Source organism: Rhodanobacter sp. BL-MT-08 (assembly GCF_054161255.1).
On the sequence record NZ_CP167872.1, the window covers coordinates 4,151,519 to 4,172,419 of the forward strand.

Annotated in this window: 21 protein-coding genes; 8 read left to right on the forward strand and 13 right to left on the reverse strand. The window is 64.4% G+C overall.

The annotated features are described in order from the left end of the window. Positions 1-26 precede the first annotated feature (26 nt). Positions 27-692: a response regulator transcription factor gene (locus ACDK93_RS18445; protein WP_458070475.1), complete on the forward strand. Its 666-nt coding sequence runs from the start codon at positions 27-29 to the stop codon at positions 690-692. Then, a complete protein-coding gene (locus tag ACDK93_RS18450; protein ID WP_458070476.1) occupies positions 689-2,155 on the forward strand; it encodes a histidine kinase dimerization/phospho-acceptor domain-containing protein in 1,467 nt (488 codons plus the stop codon). The genes ACDK93_RS18445 and ACDK93_RS18450 overlap by 4 nt, the downstream gene beginning before the upstream one ends. 79 nt (positions 2,156-2,234) lie before the next feature. Here the strand turns inward: ACDK93_RS18450 and ACDK93_RS18455 are convergent, their stop codons facing one another. The 10 genes from ACDK93_RS18455 to ACDK93_RS18500 all read right to left on the reverse strand — a co-directional run bounded on the left by ACDK93_RS18455 (position 2,235) and on the right by ACDK93_RS18500 (position 10,239). After that, on the reverse strand, positions 2,235-3,074 hold the full coding sequence (locus ACDK93_RS18455) for an SDR family oxidoreductase (RefSeq protein WP_458070477.1): 840 nt from the start codon (positions 3,072-3,074) through the stop codon (positions 2,235-2,237). After that, positions 3,071-3,748, reverse strand: a complete 678-nt coding sequence (locus ACDK93_RS18460; protein ID WP_458070478.1) for a TenA family transcriptional regulator — start codon at positions 3,746-3,748, stop codon at positions 3,071-3,073. The genes ACDK93_RS18455 and ACDK93_RS18460 overlap by 4 nt, the downstream gene beginning before the upstream one ends. Further along, the gene (locus tag ACDK93_RS18465; RefSeq protein ID WP_458070479.1) at positions 3,745-5,199 is read right to left on the reverse strand and encodes an AMP-binding protein; all 1,455 of its coding nucleotides are present in this window, start codon (positions 5,197-5,199) and stop codon (positions 3,745-3,747) included. Before ACDK93_RS18465 ends, ACDK93_RS18460 begins: the two co-directional genes overlap by 4 nt. After that, positions 5,196-5,882 (reverse strand): thermostable hemolysin, encoded by a 687-nt coding sequence (locus ACDK93_RS18470; RefSeq protein WP_458070480.1) that lies wholly within the window; start codon positions 5,880-5,882, stop codon positions 5,196-5,198. Before ACDK93_RS18470 ends, ACDK93_RS18465 begins: the two co-directional genes overlap by 4 nt. Before the next feature lie 165 nt (positions 5,883-6,047). Further along, the gene (gene pqqE / locus ACDK93_RS18475) at positions 6,048-7,187 is read right to left on the reverse strand and encodes a pyrroloquinoline quinone biosynthesis protein PqqE (protein ID WP_458072533.1); all 1,140 of its coding nucleotides are present in this window, start codon (positions 7,185-7,187) and stop codon (positions 6,048-6,050) included. 5 nt (positions 7,188-7,192) lie between these two features. After that, positions 7,193-7,471, reverse strand: a complete 279-nt coding sequence (pqqD, locus tag ACDK93_RS18480) for a pyrroloquinoline quinone biosynthesis peptide chaperone PqqD (protein ID WP_458070481.1) — start codon at positions 7,469-7,471, stop codon at positions 7,193-7,195. Between the two features lies 1 nt (position 7,472). After that, positions 7,473-8,240 carry a pyrroloquinoline-quinone synthase PqqC gene (pqqC, locus tag ACDK93_RS18485; RefSeq protein WP_458070482.1) on the reverse strand — a complete coding sequence of 256 codons (768 nt, stop codon included), beginning with the start codon at positions 8,238-8,240 and terminating at the stop codon, positions 7,473-7,475. Next, on the reverse strand, positions 8,237-9,136 hold the full coding sequence (gene pqqB / locus ACDK93_RS18490; RefSeq protein ID WP_458070483.1) for a pyrroloquinoline quinone biosynthesis protein PqqB: 900 nt from the start codon (positions 9,134-9,136) through the stop codon (positions 8,237-8,239). Before pqqB ends, pqqC begins: the two co-directional genes overlap by 4 nt. Positions 9,137-9,206: 70 nt before the next feature. Further along, positions 9,207-9,287 carry a pyrroloquinoline quinone precursor peptide PqqA gene (pqqA, locus tag ACDK93_RS18495; protein WP_458072535.1) on the reverse strand — a complete coding sequence of 27 codons (81 nt, stop codon included), beginning with the start codon at positions 9,285-9,287 and terminating at the stop codon, positions 9,207-9,209. A gap of 352 nt (positions 9,288-9,639) precedes the next feature. Next, on the reverse strand, positions 9,640-10,239 hold the full coding sequence (locus ACDK93_RS18500) for a DNA-3-methyladenine glycosylase I (protein ID WP_458070484.1): 600 nt from the start codon (positions 10,237-10,239) through the stop codon (positions 9,640-9,642). A 99-nt stretch (positions 10,240-10,338) separates the two neighbouring features. Here ACDK93_RS18500 and ACDK93_RS18505 point away from each other — a divergent pair, with 99 nt between their 5' ends. The 6 genes from ACDK93_RS18505 to ACDK93_RS18530 all read left to right on the forward strand — a co-directional run bounded on the left by ACDK93_RS18505 (position 10,339) and on the right by ACDK93_RS18530 (position 16,781). Next, positions 10,339-11,022, forward strand: coding sequence for an alpha/beta hydrolase (locus ACDK93_RS18505; protein ID WP_458072536.1), 684 nt, complete (start codon positions 10,339-10,341; stop codon positions 11,020-11,022). 61 nt (positions 11,023-11,083) lie between these two features. Continuing rightward, on the forward strand, positions 11,084-12,202 hold the full coding sequence (zapE, locus tag ACDK93_RS18510; protein ID WP_458070485.1) for a cell division protein ZapE: 1,119 nt from the start codon (positions 11,084-11,086) through the stop codon (positions 12,200-12,202). A 229-nt stretch (positions 12,203-12,431) separates the two neighbouring features. Beyond that, positions 12,432-13,721 carry a tricarballylate/proton symporter TcuC gene (tcuC, locus tag ACDK93_RS18515; RefSeq protein WP_458070486.1) on the forward strand — a complete coding sequence of 430 codons (1,290 nt, stop codon included), beginning with the start codon at positions 12,432-12,434 and terminating at the stop codon, positions 13,719-13,721. 256 nt (positions 13,722-13,977) lie between these two features. Further along, positions 13,978-14,847, forward strand: coding sequence for a hypothetical protein (locus ACDK93_RS18520; protein WP_458070487.1), 870 nt, complete (start codon positions 13,978-13,980; stop codon positions 14,845-14,847). Positions 14,848-15,000: 153 nt separating this feature from the next. Next, complete coding sequence (locus tag ACDK93_RS18525; RefSeq protein ID WP_458070488.1) at positions 15,001-15,990, forward strand: diacylglycerol/lipid kinase family protein; 990 nt, start codon at positions 15,001-15,003, stop codon at positions 15,988-15,990. After that, entirely contained in the window at positions 15,987-16,781 is a 795-nt protein-coding gene (locus ACDK93_RS18530; RefSeq protein WP_458070489.1) for a metallophosphoesterase family protein, read from the forward strand. Before ACDK93_RS18525 ends, ACDK93_RS18530 begins: the two co-directional genes overlap by 4 nt. 249 nt (positions 16,782-17,030) lie before the next feature. Here ACDK93_RS18530 and ACDK93_RS18535 read toward each other — a convergent pair whose 3' ends face one another. From ACDK93_RS18535 to ACDK93_RS18545, 3 genes are all read right to left on the reverse strand, one after another. Continuing rightward, positions 17,031-17,915, reverse strand: a complete 885-nt coding sequence (locus tag ACDK93_RS18535) for a patatin-like phospholipase family protein (protein WP_458070490.1) — start codon at positions 17,913-17,915, stop codon at positions 17,031-17,033. Positions 17,916-18,053: 138 nt separating this feature from the next. Beyond that, entirely contained in the window at positions 18,054-19,061 is a 1,008-nt protein-coding gene (locus ACDK93_RS18540; protein WP_458070491.1) for a 2-dehydropantoate 2-reductase, read from the reverse strand. After that, positions 19,058-20,716, reverse strand: a complete 1,659-nt coding sequence (locus ACDK93_RS18545; RefSeq protein WP_458070492.1) for an FAD-binding dehydrogenase — start codon at positions 20,714-20,716, stop codon at positions 19,058-19,060. Before ACDK93_RS18545 ends, ACDK93_RS18540 begins: the two co-directional genes overlap by 4 nt. Between the last annotated feature and the right edge of the window lie 185 nt (positions 20,717-20,901).

The following is a 20,901-nucleotide window of genomic DNA, read 5'->3' on the forward strand; positions in this document are numbered from 1 at the left end:
CCTCAATCTGCCGGGAGTCATCCATCGTGAATGTGCTTATCGTTGAAGACTCGGTGCGCCTTCGTGAGTCGCTGGCGCGCGGACTGACCGCCGCCGGCTTTACGGTGGATATGGCCGCCGATGGCATCGCCGCCTGCCATCATCTGGACAGCTTCGGCTACGAACAGGTGGTGCTCGACCTTGGCCTGCCGCGCAAGGACGGTCTGGCCGTGCTGCATCATCTGCGTCATCGCAGCAAGCGCCCGCGCGTGCTGGTGCTTTCCGCGCGTGACCAGGTATCGGATCGGATCGGTGCACTGAACAAGGGCGCCGACGACTATCTGGTCAAGCCGTTCGCGTTCGACGAGCTGGTGGCACGGCTGCACGCGCTGGCACGACGTCCGCAGGAGGCCAAGCTGCTGTCGCTCTCCGTGGGCACGCTCAACCTCAATCCGCAGGCGCGTCTGGTCGACGTGGCCGGCGTACCGCTGATGCTTACGCCACGCCAGTATTCACTGCTCGAGGTGCTGATGCGGCATCGCGGCCGGGTGTTTACCCGCACTGAAATTCTCGATCGCCTCTCGGGCACGGAGTCCGATGCGTCGGACAAGAGCATCGAGGTCGTGGTGTTCGGCTTGCGGCGCAAGCTCGCGCAGGCTGGCCTCACCGACGTCATCGAGACGCGCCGAGGCGCGGGCTATCTCATCCCATGATCCGCAGCATATCGATCAGGCTGCGCATCACGCTTTTTCTGGTGATGGCCATCGTGCTCACGCTGGGCACGGCGACCTGGTTGCTGGACGAGCATATCGACGACGAGGTCGCCCTGCAGGCCGATACCAATCTGCTGGAGCGGGCGCAGGCGCTGTCGGATATTTTCCGCATGCAGCCGCTCGCGGAGGCCACCCAGAAAACCCGCCTTGGCCGGCTGCCGGAGTTTCTCGCCGACGACGGGGAGGTCCATTTCATCATCCACTGCCGGGGGCAGACCGTGCTGTCGTCCCCTGCCGCCGCGGCACTGGCCTGGCCTGCGCCGGTGACGGGCAAGCCGGCGTTTGCCGACATATCCGATGGGCAGAAAACCGATCTGCGCGCGGTTTCACTGCTTTTCAATCCGTCACTGGAACCGGGATTGGGCGGCCGTGCCGCGAGCGCCACGGCGGGCACAGCACGCTGCAACCTCGGCCTGGCGGTGGATCTGAAAGCGGTACGGACGTTTCAAACCTCGATGGACCGCATCGAATACGGCTGCATTCTCATTGCGGTACTGATCGTGGTGCTGCTTACCCCACTGTTGATTCGACGCGGCCTGAAGCCGCTGGCCCGCCTGGCTGAAGGCATGCGGCTGATCGGGCCGGAATCCCCCGATCAGCGCCTGGATACCGACAGCGCCGCCGAGCTGCAGCCCCTTATCGCGCGTTTCAACGAAGTGCTTTCACGCATGCAGGAAGGCCTGATGCGCGAGCGCCAGTTCGCCAGCGGCGTGGCCCACGAACTGCGCACGCCGCTGGCCGAAATGCACACGATGATCGAGGTGGAGCTGCGCTATCCCAGTCAGCGCGATCTGCGCGCGTTTCTTGCCGATATCGGCACCATCGGCATGGAGATGGAGCGGCTGGTGACCGCCCTGCTGCTGCTGACGCGCATCGAGGCAGGCATTGAGCAGGTGCAATATCAGGCGGTCGACGTCGGCGCACTGACCGGCAAGCTGCTCGATCGCCATCGCGACGATCTCAAGCGGCGCCATCTGGAACTGGTCGTGCGCACGCAGGGCACGCTGATCTGGCAAGCCGATCCGACCCTGCTCGAAGTGACCCTGGGCAACCTGCTCGGTAATGCCGTGGCCTACGCGCCCACCGGCAGCAGCCTGCTGCTCGATTACCAGTCCAATACCTGGCTGCTGCAGAACGACGCGCCAGGACTCGACGACGACGACGTCGCACTGATGCATCGCCGGTTCTGGCGCAAGGGCAAGGACGCCGGCGTGCATACGGGGCTTGGCGTCGCGCTGGTCGCCGCCGCGGCCAATGCGCAGTCCATGCATCTGGATCTGTCCCTGGTCAATGGTCGACTCCGCGCCGCCGTCACCACCGACCGACCGACCTCACTGTCGGCGGGCGGTGCGAAGCCCTCGATCGACGCGTCATTTTCCCGGCCACTCACGACCGAGTCCTGAGCGCAGGAGGCGGGAGCCAAGTCACGGGTCACAGGTCAGTCGATCGGCGGCCTCGGGCTTGCCGTCTTTTTCGGCAAGGTCAATCGATGACCCGCTGCTTTGGCGAACGCATGCGGCCGCGCCTGGCGTGATCCTGGATCCGTGGCAGCTGCGAGGCGATGCCGCGATCGAGCAGGCCGGGCAACAAGCTGTTGAGGCGCACCAGCCATTTTTCCGGCCAGCCGATCTGCAGCCGCCGCTGGTTACTGTCGATCGCTTTGATAATTTCGGCTGCCACGTGTTGGGCACTGTCGACGCGGTTGCCCAGCGCCTCATTGAGCGCATCGACTTCGGGCGAATTGAAATCCGTGCGCGTGGCGCGCGGCGACATGTAGAGAAACGCGATCGACTCGCCGTGGTGTTCGCGCGCCAGCGCTTCGAACGCGCCGCGCAGGGCAAACTTGCTGGCGCAGTAGGCGGCAAAGCCGGGATAGCCGATGCTACCGAACGTCGAACCGATCGCCACCACCTGAGCCGTCGGCGACTCGCGCAGCAGCGGCAGTAGATCGTGCGTGAGCTGCAGCGGCGAGGTGACGTTGAGGGCAAGCAGTCGACCGACGTCATCGGCCGCATTGTCCGCGAACAGGCCGAAGCTGCTGCTCGCCGCGCCGTGGATCAGCAGATTCGGCGCGCTGTTGAGCCACGACGCGGCGCTCACCACCGCGCGGCGACCTTCCGGCAGGGCGAGGTCGGCCCGCACCACCTGGATCCGCTTACGCTTCGCCGCGCTCAATTCGTCAAACAACGCGTCGAGCTTTTCGGGCGAACGCACCACCGCCAGCACGTGCGCGCCCTTGGCTAGCAGCTCGCGCAGCAGCGCCTGGCCGATGCCGCCGCTGGCGCCGGTGAGGATCGCGCAGGTGCCGCTGTCGATGCTCATGCCAGCTCCTGCAGCTTTGCGTCATGACGCGCGGCGATATCTCGAAAAATATCGCCGTACAGTCGATAAAACCGGCGTGCGGCGTACACCACCGCCGCGCGGTCCGTGGGATCGTCAAGCTGATTGATCAGGTCGATGAAAAACGCCACGTGCTCGATATCCAAATCACCGTGCGAACGCAGATAGGAAAACGCCGAGCGCGGTAGATCGAGACTTTTCTCCATCACGTCGGCCGCACGCGTCGCCAGCGCCACGCTGGTGCCCTCCAGCACCAGCACCATGCCGAAGAAGCTCACCGGATTGCGCCGCGCGATCGTGTCGTAAGCGTAGGCGACCATCACTTCGGTCGGCACGGACGGCTCGCTGGCCGCGGCCTTGGCGCGATCGCCACCGGCCGCGGCGATATCATCGAGCACCCATTCCTGGTGACCCATCTCGTCCTTGATATATTCGCCCACCAGCACGCGCAGCCACTCCAGCCGCGCCGGCAACTTCGAGCCGCAGCTCATCAGCAGCGGCACCGTGTGGCGTACGTGGTGGAAGGCCTCCTGAAGAAACGCGAGGTACTGTTCGCGGGTCGCCTGGCCGGAAAGCGCCTGGGTCACGATGGGGATCGAGATCAGGCTATTGCGCTCGGCCTCGGTGGCGGCGAGCAGTTCTTGATGAAACGTCATGAGTGATTCTCGGCAGGATGGTCGTAAAGGCGGGACACGGCATCGCCATAGGTCTGCCAGATCGCATCGCGACGAGGGCGACCGTTGGCGGTGAGTTGACCGTTGCCCATGTCGAAGGGCGCATCGGCACGCACCACGTGGGCGACGCGCGCGTAATCGGGAAGTCCGGCGTTCACTTCGCGCAGCGCGGCTGCCATGGCAGCCGCCGAAATATCCGCGCGACGCGGCACGATCACCGCCGCGTTGCTGGGTCGCGCCTCGCCGAACACCACGGCCTGCGCAATCAGCGGGTGCTGCACCAGCTCGGCCTCGACCCATTCCGGATTGACGTTGCGCCCGTACGACGTGATGAACACGTTGCGGCGGCGGCCGCGGATGTGCAGGAACCCGTCGGCGTCGATCTCGCCGAGGTCGCCGGTGGCGTATTCGGGCGCTGCCAACTCGGTGTCACCGACGTAGCCCAGGTAGGTCGCGCCGGCGACATGGATTTCGCCATCGTCCGCGATACGAACCGACGCATGCGCCAACGTCTGGCCCGCGCTGCCCGGCCGGCTGAGCCCGGGCCGGTTCAGCGTCACCACCGAAGCGCATTCGCTCAGGCCGTAACCCTCGAACACCGGCAGGCCCAGCACCGCGGCGCGTGCCAAGAGGCTTACGCCCACGCGCGCACCACCCACGGCGATGAATTTCAGGGACGCCGGCGGCGCGATGCCGTTTTCGGCGGCCGCAACGAGGGCCAGCAGCAGCTGCGGCACCAGAATGATGCTTTCCGGCTGATAGCGGTGCAGGCAGTGCAAGAGCCTGGGCACGTCGATGCCGCTGGCGCCCGAATAGCCGATCTCTGCCAGACCCGGCACCGCGATTTCCGCGCCGCTGATCAGCGGGGCGTAGATGCCGGCCACGTTTTCCAGCAGCGTGGCCATCGGCAGCAGGCACAGATGCCGACGCACGTCGAGCGGCTGCATCGCGACTACCAGCGACTGCGCCACGGCGAGCAGGCTGTCTTCGCCGAGACAGACGCCCTTGGGCTGTCCGGTGGTGCCGGAGGTGTAGGTCACGCAGGCGGTGCCCGGAAGTAACGCGGGCGCCGCCTGATTGGCGCTGCGGTTGATCCATAGGCTAGCGCCCGCCGATTGCCAGCCCTCGCCCGGCGGCGGCTGGCCGACCCACGCATCCGCGCCGCTGCTGGCGAGCAGATGAGTGAGCTGCGCGGGCGAAAAGAAGATCGGCGCCGGCACGTGCACCAGCCCGAGCTGGCGCAGCGCCAGATCCAGCGCCAGCCAGTCGCGGCCATTGTCCAGCCGGCTGGCCACGCGGCGCACGCCGGCGGCGGAGAGCTGGTCAGCCAAGCGCTGCACGTGATCGAGAAATGCTGACGCGCCATGGGCGCCCGCAGCATCGAGCAGGAGCGGACCGCGGCGATCGCGAAGAATGCGCTGAAGCTCACTCATGCCGCGTGCTCGCGAAGCTCGATGATCGGCTCTTCGGTGGTGGCTTTAGCAGAAACGACCTGTACGCGCCGCCTTGCGCGCTTCTCGAAAAAGCCGCAGCCCGCATCGACGTCACCGAGCAGCACGTGCGGATGGGTTTCGTAATAAGTGCCCCAGTCGGTGCCGTCCGGCTGCAGCCGATGCCTGTCCGCCTGCGCCAGCACCACCGGCGTCAGGCCCATGCGCTGAAACGCGTTGTGGATCTGCCGCGTGGCGCTGAAGATCACCCAATGAATGCCGATGGCTTTCAGCCGCGGCGCCAGAAAGCGGATCACCTGGCGCGCGTCGCCCGGATGGTGCGAAGCAAATCCACCCACCTCAAGCAGATCTATACGCGGCACGCTGAGCGCGGCCTCGCTGGCGATGAAGGATTCCGCCGGAGCGCTCAGATACTGCTCGACGAACAGCGTCTCCTTCGCCGCAAAGCGTATGCCAAGGCAGGCACGCAGGTGGTCGTCGCGATCGAAGAAACCAAGGATGGTCGGCATGAAGGTACGTAGACGCGCATCGAACTTGCGCTCATACACATGCGCCACGAAGGCCTCGGCGTCACCGCGCATCGGATCATCGCGCTCGATCGCACGCACGTGGCTCAGCGCGGCACCTTTGTCGCGGCTGGGAATATCGCAGGCAGGAAAGCTCATGACTGCAGCTTTCCACCCCACGCTTAGGTCGTGCTTTCGACGTTGTTAATCAAGCGTGAGCCGATACGACGGTTTGCACCGTCATCCCGCGCGAATATTCAGTGCATTCGCGGGTCTGTCCGCGCGGCCCGCGCTCGCATCAGGATCGAACGCGCGGCGGTCGCGTCACACCGTGTCTTGGTCGCGCGCCGGCTTTCCCGCTGGCCGCCGATACACGAACGGCGGCGGCATCGCGGCAGCCGATTCATCCATCGCCGCCTGCTGGATGCGCGCATGATCGGGTGATTTTTCGCAGACTGGATCCAGCGTATCGGCCGTGCCGCTCAGGGCCAGCGCCTGGCAGCGGCAGCCACCCCAGTCGACCTCTTTCTTCGGGCAGCTCTGGCACGGCTCGGGCATCCACGCGGTGCCGCGGTAGCGTTCGAACGCCTCGCCGTGCTGCCAGATGTCCAGCAGCGCGCGATCGCGCACATTTTCGAAATGCATGCCGGGAATGGTTTCGGCCGCATGGCAGGGCAGCACGTCGCCGCGCGGGCTGATGTTGAGGAATTTCTGCGCCCACCCGCCCATGCAGGCCTTGGGTCGGCGCGCGTAGTAGTCCGGCGTGACGTAGTCGATCACCAGCGTGCCGCGCAGGCGTACGCGCGCTTCCTCGACCACGGCGGTGGCCGCATCGAGCTGCTCGCGGCTGGGCATCAGCGCGGCGCGATTGACCAGGCCCCAGCCGTAATATTGGGTATGCGCCACTTCCAGCCGGCTGGCGCCGAGCTCCAGCGCCAGCTCGATCATGCGCGGCACATTGCCCGCGTTGTGCCGATGCACCACGGCATTGAGCGTCAGCGGCAGCTCGCGCGCGCGCACCCAGCCGGCAAAGCGCAGCTTCTTGTCGAAGCTGCCCTGGTAGCCGGCGATGTGATCGGCCGATTCGCGCGTCGCGTCCTGCAGGCTGAGCTGCACGTGATCCAGCCCGGCTTCGATCATGCGATCGAGCTTGGCCTCGTCGATGCCGATGCCCGAGGTGATCAGGTTGCTGTACAGGCCGCGTTCGCGCGCGCGCTGCAGCAGTTCGACCAGATCCTTGCGCAGCGCCGGCTCGCCGCCGGAGAAATGCAGCTGCAGCGCGCCCATCGCCGCCGCCTGGTCGATCACGTCGAGCCAGCCGGCGGTATCCATCTCCTCGCGCTGCGAAGCGAGCTCCAGCGGATTGGAACAGTACGGGCAGGCCAGCGGACAGCGGTGGGTGAGCTCCAGCAGTACCGCCAGCGGTGGCGCCACGGCGCGTGCCTGGGTGGCTTCGGCGAGCATGATGTTCATAGGCGCAGTATCCGTTTGCCGATCAGGTCGTCGATCAGCGCCAGCACGTCGCCGCTCACCTCGTCGGTGGTGGCATCGAATTCCCCGGCGAGCTCCGCCACGATGGTTTCGACGCGGCACTCGCCGTTGCAGCGCTGCACGATGGCATGCGCGATCTCGTCCAGTTCGATGACGCGCTCGGGCGCCAGAATCACCCACTGCCCGCGCGTCTGATCGTGGTGCAGGCGCACGCCGGGCAGAAAGCGCGGCGTGCTGCGGCTGTCGAGGGTGCTCATCTCAGGCGGCCGCGGCGGCGCGGGTGTCTTCCGGCACGAAGGCGTCGGGCCACGCCACGCCGGGTTCCACATAGGCGAAATGCAGCGCGTCGAGCTGCGACCACAGCACGCTGCATTTGAAGCGCAGCGCGGCGCGCACCAGCTCCTGCTTCTCCGCGGTGTCGGCATGCTGTTTGACGTAGTCCAGCGCAAAATCCGAGTCGCGCGGCGCTTCGGTCAGCCGATGCTCGAAATACGCAAGCGATTCGCGCGACACAAAATCGTAGTGGCGCAGCATGCCGGTGACGCGTTCGCTGATGATGGTCGGGGCAAACAGTTCGGTCAGCGACGAGGCGATCGCCTCGAGCAGGGTCCGGTCGCGCACGAAGTGGATATAGGCATGCACGGCGAAGCGCGTGCCGGGCAACAGCGCGCGGCCGGAGCTGACCAGCTCGCGATCGAGGCCCAGCGCATCGGTCAGATGCAGCCAGCGCGCGATGCCACCCTCGCCTTCCGCGCTGCCGTCGTGGTCGATGATGCGCTGGCGCCAGATCCGTCGTAGCGCCGGATCGTCCATGCGCGCCAGGATCGCCGCGTCCTTCAGCGGAATGCAGCGCTGGTATTCGAAGCGGTTCAGCGCCCACGCCTGTACCTGGCCGCGGTTGAGCTTGCCGGCGTGCAGCAGCGCGTGGAACGGATGACGGCTGTGATACAGCCCGGCGCCGATATCACGCAGCTCGGCCTCCAGCTGCTCGGGCGAAACCAGCGCGGGTGATGCCGTGGCGCTCATAGCGAAATCTCCATGCCGTCGTGCGATATTTCCCACCCGCGCGCGGCGGCTTCGGCACGCTCCGGCGCGTGGGCGTTGAGCACCGGATTGGTGGTGTTGATGTGGATGAAAACCTTGCGCGCCACGTCCAGATCATCGAACGCGGCCATCGTGCCGCCCGCGCCATCGATGCTCATGTGGCCCATGCGCTGGCCGGTTTTCTGGCTGACGCCGGCGACCAGCATTTCGTCGTCGCGCCACAGCGTGCCGTCGAAGAATACGAGCTCCGCACCACGCAGGCGCTGGCGCAGCGACTGCGGCATCGAGGCACAGCCGGGGATGAAAAAAAAGCGGTGGCCGTCGTGCTCGATGCACAGGCCCAGCGTTTCCTCGGCCGATCCGGCAAGATCGCCGGCGCTGCGGCTTTCCATGAACAGCGGCACCTTGCCCGGCACACTGAAGGGCGTGACGCGCAAACCGAGCAGGTTGAGCGGCTGGTCGAGCGCAAAGGCCTTGCGCGCGACGTACTCAGGATTGAGCGAATCGAAGATCGCGTTTTCTGCCAGCACAGCCAGCACGCGTTCGCTGGCGTAGAGGTCGAAGCGCTGGCTCTCGCGCATCGAGAGCAGGCCGGCGATGTGATCGATCTCGCCGGACGTCAGCAGCACGGCGCCGATCGGCGAGTGGCGCAGGTCACGCTGCGGCCATAGCGCCGGCGTAGCCAGTATCTGCTGACGAAAATCGGGGGATGCGTTGATAAGTAACCAGCGCTCACCATCGGCACTCACGGCGATACTGGCTTGCGTACGGCGGCTGGCGCCGTTGTCTTCGCGCCACGCGCGCAGGCTCGCAGGCGTGTGGCAGTTCCACTGCGGATGGCCACCTCCGGCTGCCGAACCGAGAACCACGATACGCATCAGGGTCTGTCCGACATGATATCGGCAGGCATGCGCACCGGGCTTGGCAGCACGGAGGCGACCAGGGACATCAGAAATCGCCGGAATAATACGAGTTGATTTCGCAACCGACGCAGATCTCCACGATCACCGGCTTGTTCCACTTCTTCATAAGAGCACCTCTTGAGATGAATCGCCTGGGGCGAGAATGTGTAGAACGCCATCGTCGAGCGGGTCTGAACAGGGCCCATAAGAGCAACGGCCAATTGAGCCTAGCGCTAATCTGGGAGCAGGGGAAGAAGCGTGAAAGTCCTCTATTTACAGAGAAAAGTGTCCCACTTCTGACCACCCCGCGTGGGACAGTTTGCACAAATGGACGTCCATGTTGCGCTGCGCTGCGGCAGGTCAACTTGTATTACTCGGCGCGTGGCCGGCCATCATGCGCTGATCAGCAAACGCTAGGGCCAAGGCATTGCATAGCAACATGTCTCATTGGTAAGAAACCTGTCGCGTATTGCAACAGTTCATCGCCGCGCAGAGGTCACCTGAAGGCAGTCGGCATACCGAAAACATGTCACCACATGGTCGTTGACCATCCCGGTGGCCTGCATCAGCGAATAAAGAATGGTGCTGCCGACGAAGCGGAAGCCACGTTTCTTCATCGCCTTGCTCACGCCGTCGGACAGCGGCGTGCTTGCCGGCACGCTGCCACTGTCCGCCCAACGATTGACCAGCGGCCTGCCGTCGACGAAAGACCACAGATAGTGATCCAGGCTGCCGAACTCATCGATCACGCCCAGCGCAGTGATGGCGTTGTCGCGCGTGGCAAACACTTTCAGCCGATTGCGGATGATGCCGGGGTCAAGCAGTAATTTCTCCAGCTCGCGGTCTTTCATCGCCGCGACACGGGCGATGTCGAAATCGTGGAACACCTCGCGATAGCGCTCGCGCTTGGCCAGCACCGTGCGCCAGGACAGGCCCGCCTGTGCGCCTTCCAGGCACAGAAATTCGAACAGCTGCCGATCGTCGTGCAGCGGCACACCCCATTCGGTGTCGTGGTAATCGCGCAGCAGCGGATCGGTCGCGCCCCACGGGCAGCGTTGGCGTTCGGCGGCTTTCGTCATGGTCTGGCCTCGATGAGCAAGGTTTCGCGCTGGACGGGTATGAACACGCAAACCGCGCATTAAAAACCTCAGCCACGCCGGCCGGTTATCATGGCAGGCATGAATCCCACCGTGCTCCCCGCCGATCCCGCGCAGTTTCCCGATCAGGCCGCCAGTTTCATGCTGGACGGTCCGACCGGCAAGCTGGAAACCATCACCGATATCGCCGAACCCGCCGACGCGCGCCGCGGCGTGGCGGTGATCTGTCATCCGAATCCCGTGCAGGGCGGGACCATGCACAACAAGGTGGTGACGATGGCCGAACGCGCGCTGCGCGAATCCGGCCTCGATACCGTGCGCTTCAATTTTCGCGGCACCGGCAACTCGCCCGGCGACTATGACAACGGCGCTGGCGAAGGCGACGATCTGGCTGCTGTGGTGGCCTGGGTGCGCAAGACGCGTCCGCACGATGCGCTATGGCTGGCCGGCTTCTCGTTTGGCAGCTACGTGACCATATCCCGCGCCGCCGATCTGCACGCCGATGCGCTGATCAGCATCGCACCGCCGGTGGGCCGCTGGGCCTTCGGCGAGCTGACCGTACCGACCTGCCCGTGGCTGGTCATCCAGGGCGAAGCCGATGAAGTCGTCGAGCCCGAAGCGGTGTTCGAATGGATCGATGCGCTGGAGAAAAAGCCCGAGCTGGTGCGCATGCCCGACACCAGCCACTTCTTCCACCGCCGCCTGATGGATTTGCGCGGCGCAATCAAGCACGCCGTGCGCGGCTGGTTGCCGCCGACGCGTTGAGCTTCTCCACCAGCCGCGTTTCTGGCTCGGCCCTCGTCCCACATCCAAGACGTTCCGTTTGATGAGTGAATCACCGCAACTCGGGCCCAGCGCGCGCTATCAGGAAGGCGTTGCCGCGCACCGCTGGGAATCCGATCCCACGCAGCTGGCGCTGCTGCCGGAGTTCGACCGCATGCACGCGGCGCTGTGCGCGCCAGTCGATGCGGGTGCCGGGCTGTTTGGACGGCTGAAATCGCTGCTCGGCAGCGAGCCGACGGCCGCCGTGCCGGGGCTGTATCTGTGGGGCAGCGTGGGTCGCGGCAAGACGTTTCTGATGGACCTGTTTGTCTCCAGCCTGCCGCAGGGCACCGCGCTGCGTCGGCACTATCACCGTTTCATGGGCGAGGTGCACGAGAGCCTGCGCGCGCTGGGCAATCGGCAGAATCCGCTGATCGAAGTCGCCGCCGGTCTGGCCGCGCGCTGCCGCGTGCTGTGTCTGGACGAGTTTCTGGTCAACGACATCGGCGATGCGATGATTCTGGCCGGCCTGCTCGATGCGCTGTTCGCGCGCGGCGTGACCCTGCTGACCACCTCCAACACCGCGCCGGCCGACCTGTACAAGAACGGCCTGCAGCGCGCGCGCTTTCTCCCGGCCATTGCCCTTATCGAACAACACTGCCACGTGGTGGAGATGGCCTCATCGCACGACTGGCGGCTGCGCGCGCTGGCGCAGGCGCCGGTGTATCTGACGCCGCCAGGGGCAGAGTCGCACCGCGCGCTGGAGCGCATCTTCAGCAGTCAGGCCAGCGGCACCATCGAGCAGAACGGTGCGCTCAGCGTCAACGGTCGCGACATCCCGTTTCGCAAGCGTGCCGAAAACGTGCTCTGGTTCGAGTTCGAAGCCTTGTGCGAGGGACCGCGCGCCGTCGCCGACTACATCGCGCTGGCCAAGGCCGGCCCCACCGTGATCGTTGCCAACGTGCCGCAGTTCAACAGCTATAGCGACGACGCGGCCAAGCGCTTCGTGCAACTCGTCGACGAGTTCTACGACCGACACGTCAAGCTGGTGCTTTCCGCCGCGGCGCCGATCACCGAGCTGTACGACGGCGAACGCCTGCGCGCCGAATTCGGCCGCACCGAATCGCGCCTGATCGAAATGCAGAGCAAGGATTATCTGGCGCTGGAGCATCGGGCAGATTGATTTTTGTAGATTGGCGGTGAGCGGAGCGACTGTGGAGGCAGGATGCCGGAACGAACATTCGCGCAGCGAATGGCCCGTAGGGAAACTCGCAGTAGCGAGTTGTCACCCCAACATTGGGGCAACGCCTGTTGGGGTTCGCTCCGCTCACCGCCAACCTACGCCGACCGCTGTTAGCATCTTGCGCGATGAATCGCATTTCTTTCCGCTTGAAAACACCAGGTGGCGCTCCGTGAGCCCAAACGAATCCCGCTCACGCAGCGACAGCGTCAAGTCCATCTTCCGCGTGGTGGGCGGCAACTTTCTGGAGATGTACGACTTCATGGTCTACGGCTATTACGCCTCGGCCATTGCGCGGACGTATTTCCCCAGCCACAACGCCTATGCCTCGCTGCTGCTGACTCTGCTGACGTTTGCGGCGGGCTTTGTGATGCGGCCGATCGGGGCGATCGTGCTGGGCGCCTATATCGATCACCACGGTCGCCGCAAGGGCTTGATCGTGACGCTGGCGCTGATGGCCATGGGCACGCTGCTGGTGGCGGCGGTGCCGGGCTATGCGACCATCGGCATCCTCGCGCCGCTGCTGGTGCTCGCGGGGCGACTGCTGCAGGGGTTTTCGGCCGGCGTGGAGCTGGGTGGCGTATCGGTCTATCTGTCGGAGATCGCCACGCCCGGGCATCGCGGTTTCTACTGTGCGTGGCAGTCGGCCAGCCAGCAGGTGGCGGTGATGTTTGCCGCGCTGCTGGGCCTGCTGCTGCAGCGCTGGATGCCGGCGCAGGCGATGAACGACTGGGGCTGGCGCATCCCCTTCATCGTCGGCTGCCTGATCGTGCCGTTCGTATTTCTTATCCGCCGCTCGCTGCAGGAGACCGAGGCTTTCCTCGCGCGCAAGCATCGCCCTGATGCCCGCGAGATTTATCGCTCGATGATCACCCACTGGCGGATCGTGTTGCTCGGCATGGCAATGGTGCTGATGACGACGGTGTCGTTCTATCTCATCACCGCGTACACGCCGACCTTCGGTAAGGAAGTGCTGAAGCTGTCGTCGTCGGACGTCTTCATCGTGACCCTGTGCATCGGCCTGTCCAATCTGATCTGGCTACCTGCGATGGGCGCACTGTCCGATCGCGTCGGCCGCTGGCCGCTGCTGGCTGCCTGCACCGTGCTCGCCCTGCTCAGCGCCTATCCGGCACTGCACTGGCTGGTCGCCGTACCGGGCTTTGGTCGGCTGCTCGGCGTGGAGCTGTGGCTGTCCTTCATCTACGCCGCCTATAACGGCGCGATGGTTGTGGCGCTCACTGAGATCATGCCGGCCGACGTGCGCACCGCCGGCTTTTCACTGGCCTACAGCCTTGCCACCACCCTCGGGGGTTCGAGCCTGGCGATTTCGCAGTGGCTGATTCACCTCACCGGCAACAACGCCGCGCCGGGACTGTGGCTGTCGTTTGCGGCACTATGCGGCTTGATCGCCACAGTGGTGGTGTATCGCGATCCGCAGCGGCGCGCGCAATATCGGGCGTAATTCCTGGTCGCCCTCAACAACCTTGATTAGCGCAGGTGATGGCTAAAGAGTCTGTACCAAGCACGCATTTGAGTTTGATACGCTTGGTCGAAAATCATTCACAGGAAACACGGACATGTTTCGAGTGACCGCTTTGCTTGGCATTGGCGCAACTGTTTTCAGCATGCATGCTGTTGCGCAATCGCGAGAATTGCTGCCAACGATTTATGAGGCCGGTCATTTTTACGCGACGCCTCAATTGCCGAACGGAAAAGCCATGCGCCTGCTGGTGGATACAGGCGGCGCCGGGGGCAGTGGCATGTACGCCATCGATTCGGCATCGGCACGGCGTCTCGGCCTCGAGGTAACACCGTGCGCAGTGGACGACGAGAAAATTCAGATCATCGAGCCGCCGCCTTTCCTGCCCGGCAAAGGCTTGCCGACATCGACGCATACGCCGTGCGGCGCGGCGGCGATTGTGCTCAAAGGCCTGGGAGGCGACGTCGACGGCGAAGACGGCCTGCTGGGCGCGGGCTATCTACCCGGGCATATCTGGACATTCGATTATCCCGGGCACAAGCTGTGGCTGGAGCCGAAAAACTGGCGACCACCGGCGGGGGCGCATCGGACGGCGTTGGGCTTCCAGCAGAACGCCAAGGGCGAACCGACATCCGGCCTGTCCCGAATAACCCTGACGGTCGACGGCCAACCGCTGGATCTGCTGCTGGACACAGGCGCAACCGCCAAACCCACCACGGCCGGTGAGCAGGCCAGCGGCACACCGACCGAACACGGCACCGGCGTCACCAGCTACATCACCACCAGCGTGCTGAATCGGTGGCACCAGCAGCATCCCGACTGGCGGGTGGTCGCAGACGGCGATGCGTTGAGCAGTCCGCGTGCGACGCGACTGATCGAAGTACCGACGGTGAAAATCGCAGGATGGGACATCGGCCCGGTATGGTTTACCGAGCGGCCTGACACGAACTTTGATGCCGAGCGTGGAATAGCGCGTTATATGGACAAAGAAGTCGCCGGCGCCGCCGGTGGCAATATATTCCGCCACTTCGCCATGACGATCGATTATCCGAACCAGGCGGCGTGGTTTTCATGCGCCAGTCAATGTCGGAATAACCACGGAAATTAATCCATGCGAGCAAGCATAGCTTCGTAGTTTGGGCTGAGCGCAGCGATGCCCAACCTGCGATTCGTAATGTGTGAGGCCTCCCGCAATCACGATTCGCATGTACCACGCTGGCTATAGTCGATCTCAACTATTTACGAAGGCAGCGCCGAATCGATGACGGTACTCGATACCAGCAAACCTTCTGCCACCGGCGGGTCGCCGCGAACGCTCGAACCGAACGCGCCCTTCTTTATCGTGATGAACGCCGGCTCCGGCAAAAAGCAGGGCGACGAAACGAAAGCCTTGATCGAGGAGACGCTCGGCGCCGCCAATCGACGGTTCGAGTTTCGTCTGGTGGAGAACGCGGACGATCTTGTCGACGTGGCTAAACGCGCCGTGGCGGATGCGAAGGCGGCTGGCGGCATCGTCGTCGGCGCGGGCGGCGACGGCACGCTGTGCGCCGTGGCGCAAGCGGTTTACGGCAGCGACTGCCCGTTCGCGGTGATGCCGCGCGGCACCTTCAACTATTTCAGCCGCGACCACGGCATTCCCGCCGAGCCGGCCGAAGCCATCGCGCTGATGCTGAAGGCGCGCGCGTTTCCGGTGCAGGTCGGCTTCGTCAACGAGCAGATGTTTTTGGTCAACGCCAGCCTTGGCCTGTATCCGAAACTGCTGGAAGATCGCGAGGCCTATAAACAGCAATTTGGCCGTAGCCGGATCGTCGCGCTCTGGTCTGCGCTTGTCACCTTGCTGCGGCCGCACAGACATCTGCGCCTGCATATCGATCACGATGGTGAGCAGCACGACGTTCGAACATCGACACTTTTCGTGGGCAATAACCGGCTGCAGCTTGAGCAGATCGGCATGAAAGAGGCTCCTGCGTTGCAGCAGGGCAATCTGGTCGCGATCGCGCCGCGCGCCGTGGGGCGACTGCGGCAGCTTGTGCTATCGCTGCACGGCGCCGCGGGCGCGCTGGGCGAGGCTGATGACGTCAACAGCCTTACTTTTCGCGAGATCACGGTCAGGTCACCATCGCGGCGCATCAAGATAGCCACCGACGGAGAGGTGCATCGTCTGAATACGCCGCTGGTATTTCGCGTTGGCTATGAGCCGCTGTATCTGCTGAAGTACGAGCCCGACGTCGCCGAAGAGCATCGTGCATGACCGTGCTGCTGCACGTTTCCGATCCGCATTTCGGCACCGAGCAGCCGCCGGTCGTCGAAGCGCTGCTGCGATTGATAAAGCAGCAACAGCCTTCGCTGATCGTCATGTCAGGCGATCTTACCCAGCGCGCGCAACGCAGCGAATTTGCGGCCGCTCGGCAGTTCGTCGATCGCTGCATGCCGATACCGACCATGGTGATTCCCGGCAATCACGATATCCCGCTATTCAACCTGGCGGCGCGTGCGTTCCGTCCCTACGGCCATTATCGACATGCCTTCGGAGAAGAGATGGAACCCGTGCACGCTTCGGACAGTGCGCTGGTGCTTTGCCTGAAAACCACGCGCCGGTATCGACACAAGGATGGCGAAGTCTCCAGCGCACAGATCCGGCGCGTAGCAAGCCAGCTCGCGCGCGCCACGCCGAAACAGCTGCGCGTGGTGGTGACACATCAGCCGGTGGCTGCCGCGGTAGCCTCGGATCACAAGAATCTGTTGCACGGACGCGAGCGGGCTGTCGCCGCGTGGGCGCGCGCAGGCGTGGACCTGATCCTCGGTGGGCATATTCATCTGCCCTACGTCATGCCGCTGCCAAACCTGCCGCGCCGCGTCTACGCGGTGCAGGCCGGTACCGCCGTTTCCACGCGCGTACGCGACGGCGTGCCGAATTCCGTCAACCTGATTCGCCATGAAGGCGCATCGCCGCAGGCGCTGGTCGAACGCTGGGACTATCTCGCCGCGGAAGATGCCTTCGGCATGGTGATGCGCCACGCGTTGGCCTTGGGCCCAGCTTAGTTCACTCATCTAGTTCCACGTTCGTGCGGCGCCTTTGCAGGTTGGGTTGATCCTGCGATCGTGAAGGCAGGATGCCGGAACGAACATTCGCGCAGCGAATGCCCGAAGGGCGACTCGTAGGAGCGAGTCGTAAACCCAACTTTGTTCGCAGCGTTTTGTTGGGTTTCGCCGCGCTCAACCCAACCTACGAAAGCACCTGCAAGAACATCCTGGTACGCGCGCAATAGTGCCCGATGTCCTGCTCCGAACCTAAAGAAGCGAGCCCTCCTCAAGCGCGTCCTGCGCATCTCGACGTCCCAGATCGTACGCATCACGCACGGTCGTTTTAGCTGTGCAATCCCAGGTGGATACCGGCACTCGCCGGCTCGGCTGCCAATAGGTTCGTCCCGAAAGACGGAAGAGTCCGGGTAGCTTTGGATAGTGACGACTGAGCAGAACCAGCGTGCCTGCACGCTCGTCAGGTGACTGCGGAGGAATCGGCGCATTGTCGACGTAGCCGCCGTCGAACGCGTGGCCCTCGCCTATCCGCCGCGCCGACATGATGGGTGGTGCCGATGCCGCCGCTACGAGCAGCGAGTAGGCGTCCTCGAGGCTGGCGCAATCATTCAACGCGACGAAATCCTGGCGAAGCCCAAACATTTTCGGAAGCCTGGGATGAATGCTGTTCCAAAGGTATTTATCGATCAGATAGGCGAGCGTTCCCGCAACCACCGAACCACCCGTACCCAAAAGCCGCGCCGGTCGGGTAAGCGCGACCGTCAGACGAGATGACGAGTTGCGTATCTCGTCGATCGTTTCGGCGTTGAGAAAGGAACCAATCCACGCCGGATACACATGCTGATGAGCGAACTTGAACCTGAGTCTCGACAGGCCAGACCAGTCGAAGATCCGTGCGTTCTCGGCATAGAGCCTCAGGCACGCCTGCAGCGCCACGTCAGGATTGCGCGTCATGCACGATGCGGCAACGGCCGCTCCGGCGCTCGTTCCTGCCAACTGTCTAGGCAACTGCATGCCGCGCGACATCAGGTAACTAATTGCGCCGGCTTGCCACCAGCATCGGTTGCCGCCGCCAGCAAACACCAGTGTTTCAACGCCGGCAAGCGCGTACCCGCGAACGTCCTCTGTATTGCGCATTTCCCATTCCTTTGTTGGCTTGTTTTCGCTTTCGATGATTTCGCAACCGAAAGCCCCAGGGGTTTTTGAGCACAATCGTCGGGAGCTGCAGAACTTGTGCCATATCGTATGGATGGGTTGAGCGCAGCGAAACCCAACCTACGAAAGCGCTGCAAGGAGTTCTTCCGACGTCCAACTTTTGGGATGCTTTTCGACCGCGTGGATCAATTCGCACAGCCTGCCATTGATCGGCGCGTGGCGACCTTGCGCTTGGGCCAGCTTCACTACCTCACCATTGATGTAATCGACTTCGGTGAGGCGGCCGGCTTTCAGATCGTCCCACGTGGAGGAGCGGGCGATCGGATCGATGGCGAGCATGCGTGAGGCGACGCGGCTGAAGAGCGCGTCAGGCAACTGCAGCACGCGCGGCAGCCACGACGGTGGCACGGGCGTCAGCTTCGCGACCGGTAGTCTGGCGTGGCGAAACACGTCGAGCGCCTCCCGCTGCGCCAGCGCCAGGCAGCGGCGCCAGCCGCGCTGCGACAGCTCGTCGCGCAGCGGTAAATCCGATAGCGCATTGATCGCGTTGTTGAGATTGAGCAGCAGCTTGGCGCGCTGCACAGCCGCCATGTCATGCCGCAGCTCCAGCGGCAGCCCGGCATTGGCGAAGGCCGCCAGCCACGCGGCGAGCCCAGCGTCCGACTCCACCATCACCTCGCCGGAAGAGGCCTGATGAAACACACCCGGCGCACGCTGCACCACGTTGAAGGGCACCATGCCGGCCAGTACCGTGCACTGCGGCAGCGCATCGCGCAGCACGTCTGCATTGTGCAGCCCGTTCTGCAGGCTGATCACCACCGTGCCCGGCCTGAGCAACGGCGCGAGCTGCTGCGCGGCATCGACGGTCGCCGCCGACTTCACGCAGACCAGCACCAGCGACGCGCCGGCTGCCGCCTGAGGCGCGGTATGCAGATCGAGTGCGGCCGGCGGCGTAAGCTGTTGGTGACCACGATAGTCGGTCACGGTGAGTCCGCGTTCACGCAGGCTTTGCAGAGCACTTTCACGACCGACGTAGCGGATCGACGTTTGGCCTTCCAGACGTCCGCCGATATAGCTACCGATGCTGCCGGCACCAAAGACCGCGATGCGCCCAATCGACGCCATCATGCGCAGGCCTCGGCCGCGGCGCGACCCGCGATGCGTCCGGAAAACAGGCAGCCGCCCAGAAAGCTGCCCTCCAGCGCACGATAGCCGTGCAGGCCGCCGCCACCGAAACCGGCCGCCTCGCCCGCCGCGTAAAGGCCGGGCAGCGGCTGGCCGTCCGGCGCCAGCACACGGCCATCAAGATCGGTCTGAAAGCCGCCGAGGCTTTTGCGGGTGAGGATATTGAGCCGCACGGCGATCAGCGGCCCCTTGCTCGGATCAAGCAGCCGATGCGGTTTGGCCACGCGCACCAGCTTGTCGCCGCGATAGCGTCGGGCGTTGTGAATCGCCGCAACCTGACCGTCCTTGGCGTACGGGTTGTCGAACTGCTGGTCACGCGCCTCGACTTCGCGGCGGATATGCGCGATGTCGATCAATTCGTTGCCGGCCAGCGCATTCATGCCCTTGACCAGCTCCTCCAGCGTGTCCCGCACGACGAAATCGCGGCCGTTCTGCTTGAACGCTTCCACCGGCGGCGGCGCGCCCTTGTCGAGCGCGCGCTTCGCCACGAGGCGCCAGTTCTTGCCAGTGAGATCGGGATTCTGCTCCGAGCCGGAGAGCGCGAACTCGCGCCGGATGATCTGCTGATCGAGGAGAAACCAGCTGTAGTCGTAGCCGGTGCGGCGCAGGTGCTCGAGCGTGCCCAGCGTATCGAACCCGGGCCAGAGCGGACCAGGCAGGCGCTGACCGGTGGCGTCGAACCACAGTGAGGAAGGGCCGGGAAGAATACGGATCGCGTGGCGCGGCCAGATCGGATTCCAGTTCTCGATGCCTTCCACGTAATGCCACATGCGATCACGGTTGATCAGATTGGCACCCGCCGCCGCGCCGATATCGAGCATGCGGCCGTCGACGTGTGCCGGCACGCCACACAGCATGTGCTTTGGCGGCTCGCCGATGCGCGAAGGCCAGTAGCGGCGCACCAGCTCGTGGTTGCCGCCAATGCCCCCGGAGCAGACGATCACCGCCTGCGCGCGCTGCTCGAATGCGCCGACGGCCTCGCGCGACGTCGGCTTGCCGCGCTCGGCAAGATCGGCCATCAACGCGGCGCCACGCGCGCCGACGACAGCGCCGTTTTCCACGATCAGTTCATCCACGCGATGGCGAAACGCAAATCGCAGCACGCCCTTGGCCTCGGCCGCGCGCGCGCGGCGCACAAACGGTTCGATCACGCCCGGGCCGGTGCCCCAGGTCACATGAAAACGCGGCACCGAATTGCCGTGGCCGATCGCCCCATAACCACCACGCTCGGCCCAGCCCACCACCGGAAACCAGCGCATGCCCATGGCATGCAGCCACGCGCGTTTTTCGCCCACGGCGAAATGCACATAGGCTTCGGCCCAGCGTCGCGGCCAGTGATCTTCCGCGCGATCGAAACCCGCACTGCCCATCCAGTCCGACAGCGCCAGCGCCGGCGAGTCGCGCACGCCCATGCGTCGCTGCTCGGGTGAGTCGACAAAAAACAGGCCACCAAACGACCAGAACGCCTGGCCGCCCAGATTCTGCTCGGGCTCCTGCTCCAGCATCAGGACGCGCTTGCCCGCATCCGTCAGCTCGGTCGCCGCGACGAGTCCGGCCAGCCCTGCGCCAATCACGATCACATCTGCGCTGTCGCCCATGCGTGCTCCGGTATCGTTCCGAACCGTCAACTTAACGCGAGTCGAGTGTCGTGGCTATGCGCAATGCGGCAGAGCGGCATGGTGAAAACAGCAGCTCATTCCACGCCGGATGGGCTCCCTTGAAGGCTCAGAAGGCGAGCGCGTGAATGAGATCTCAAATGCAGGTCATCGCATGGAGAAGCTTC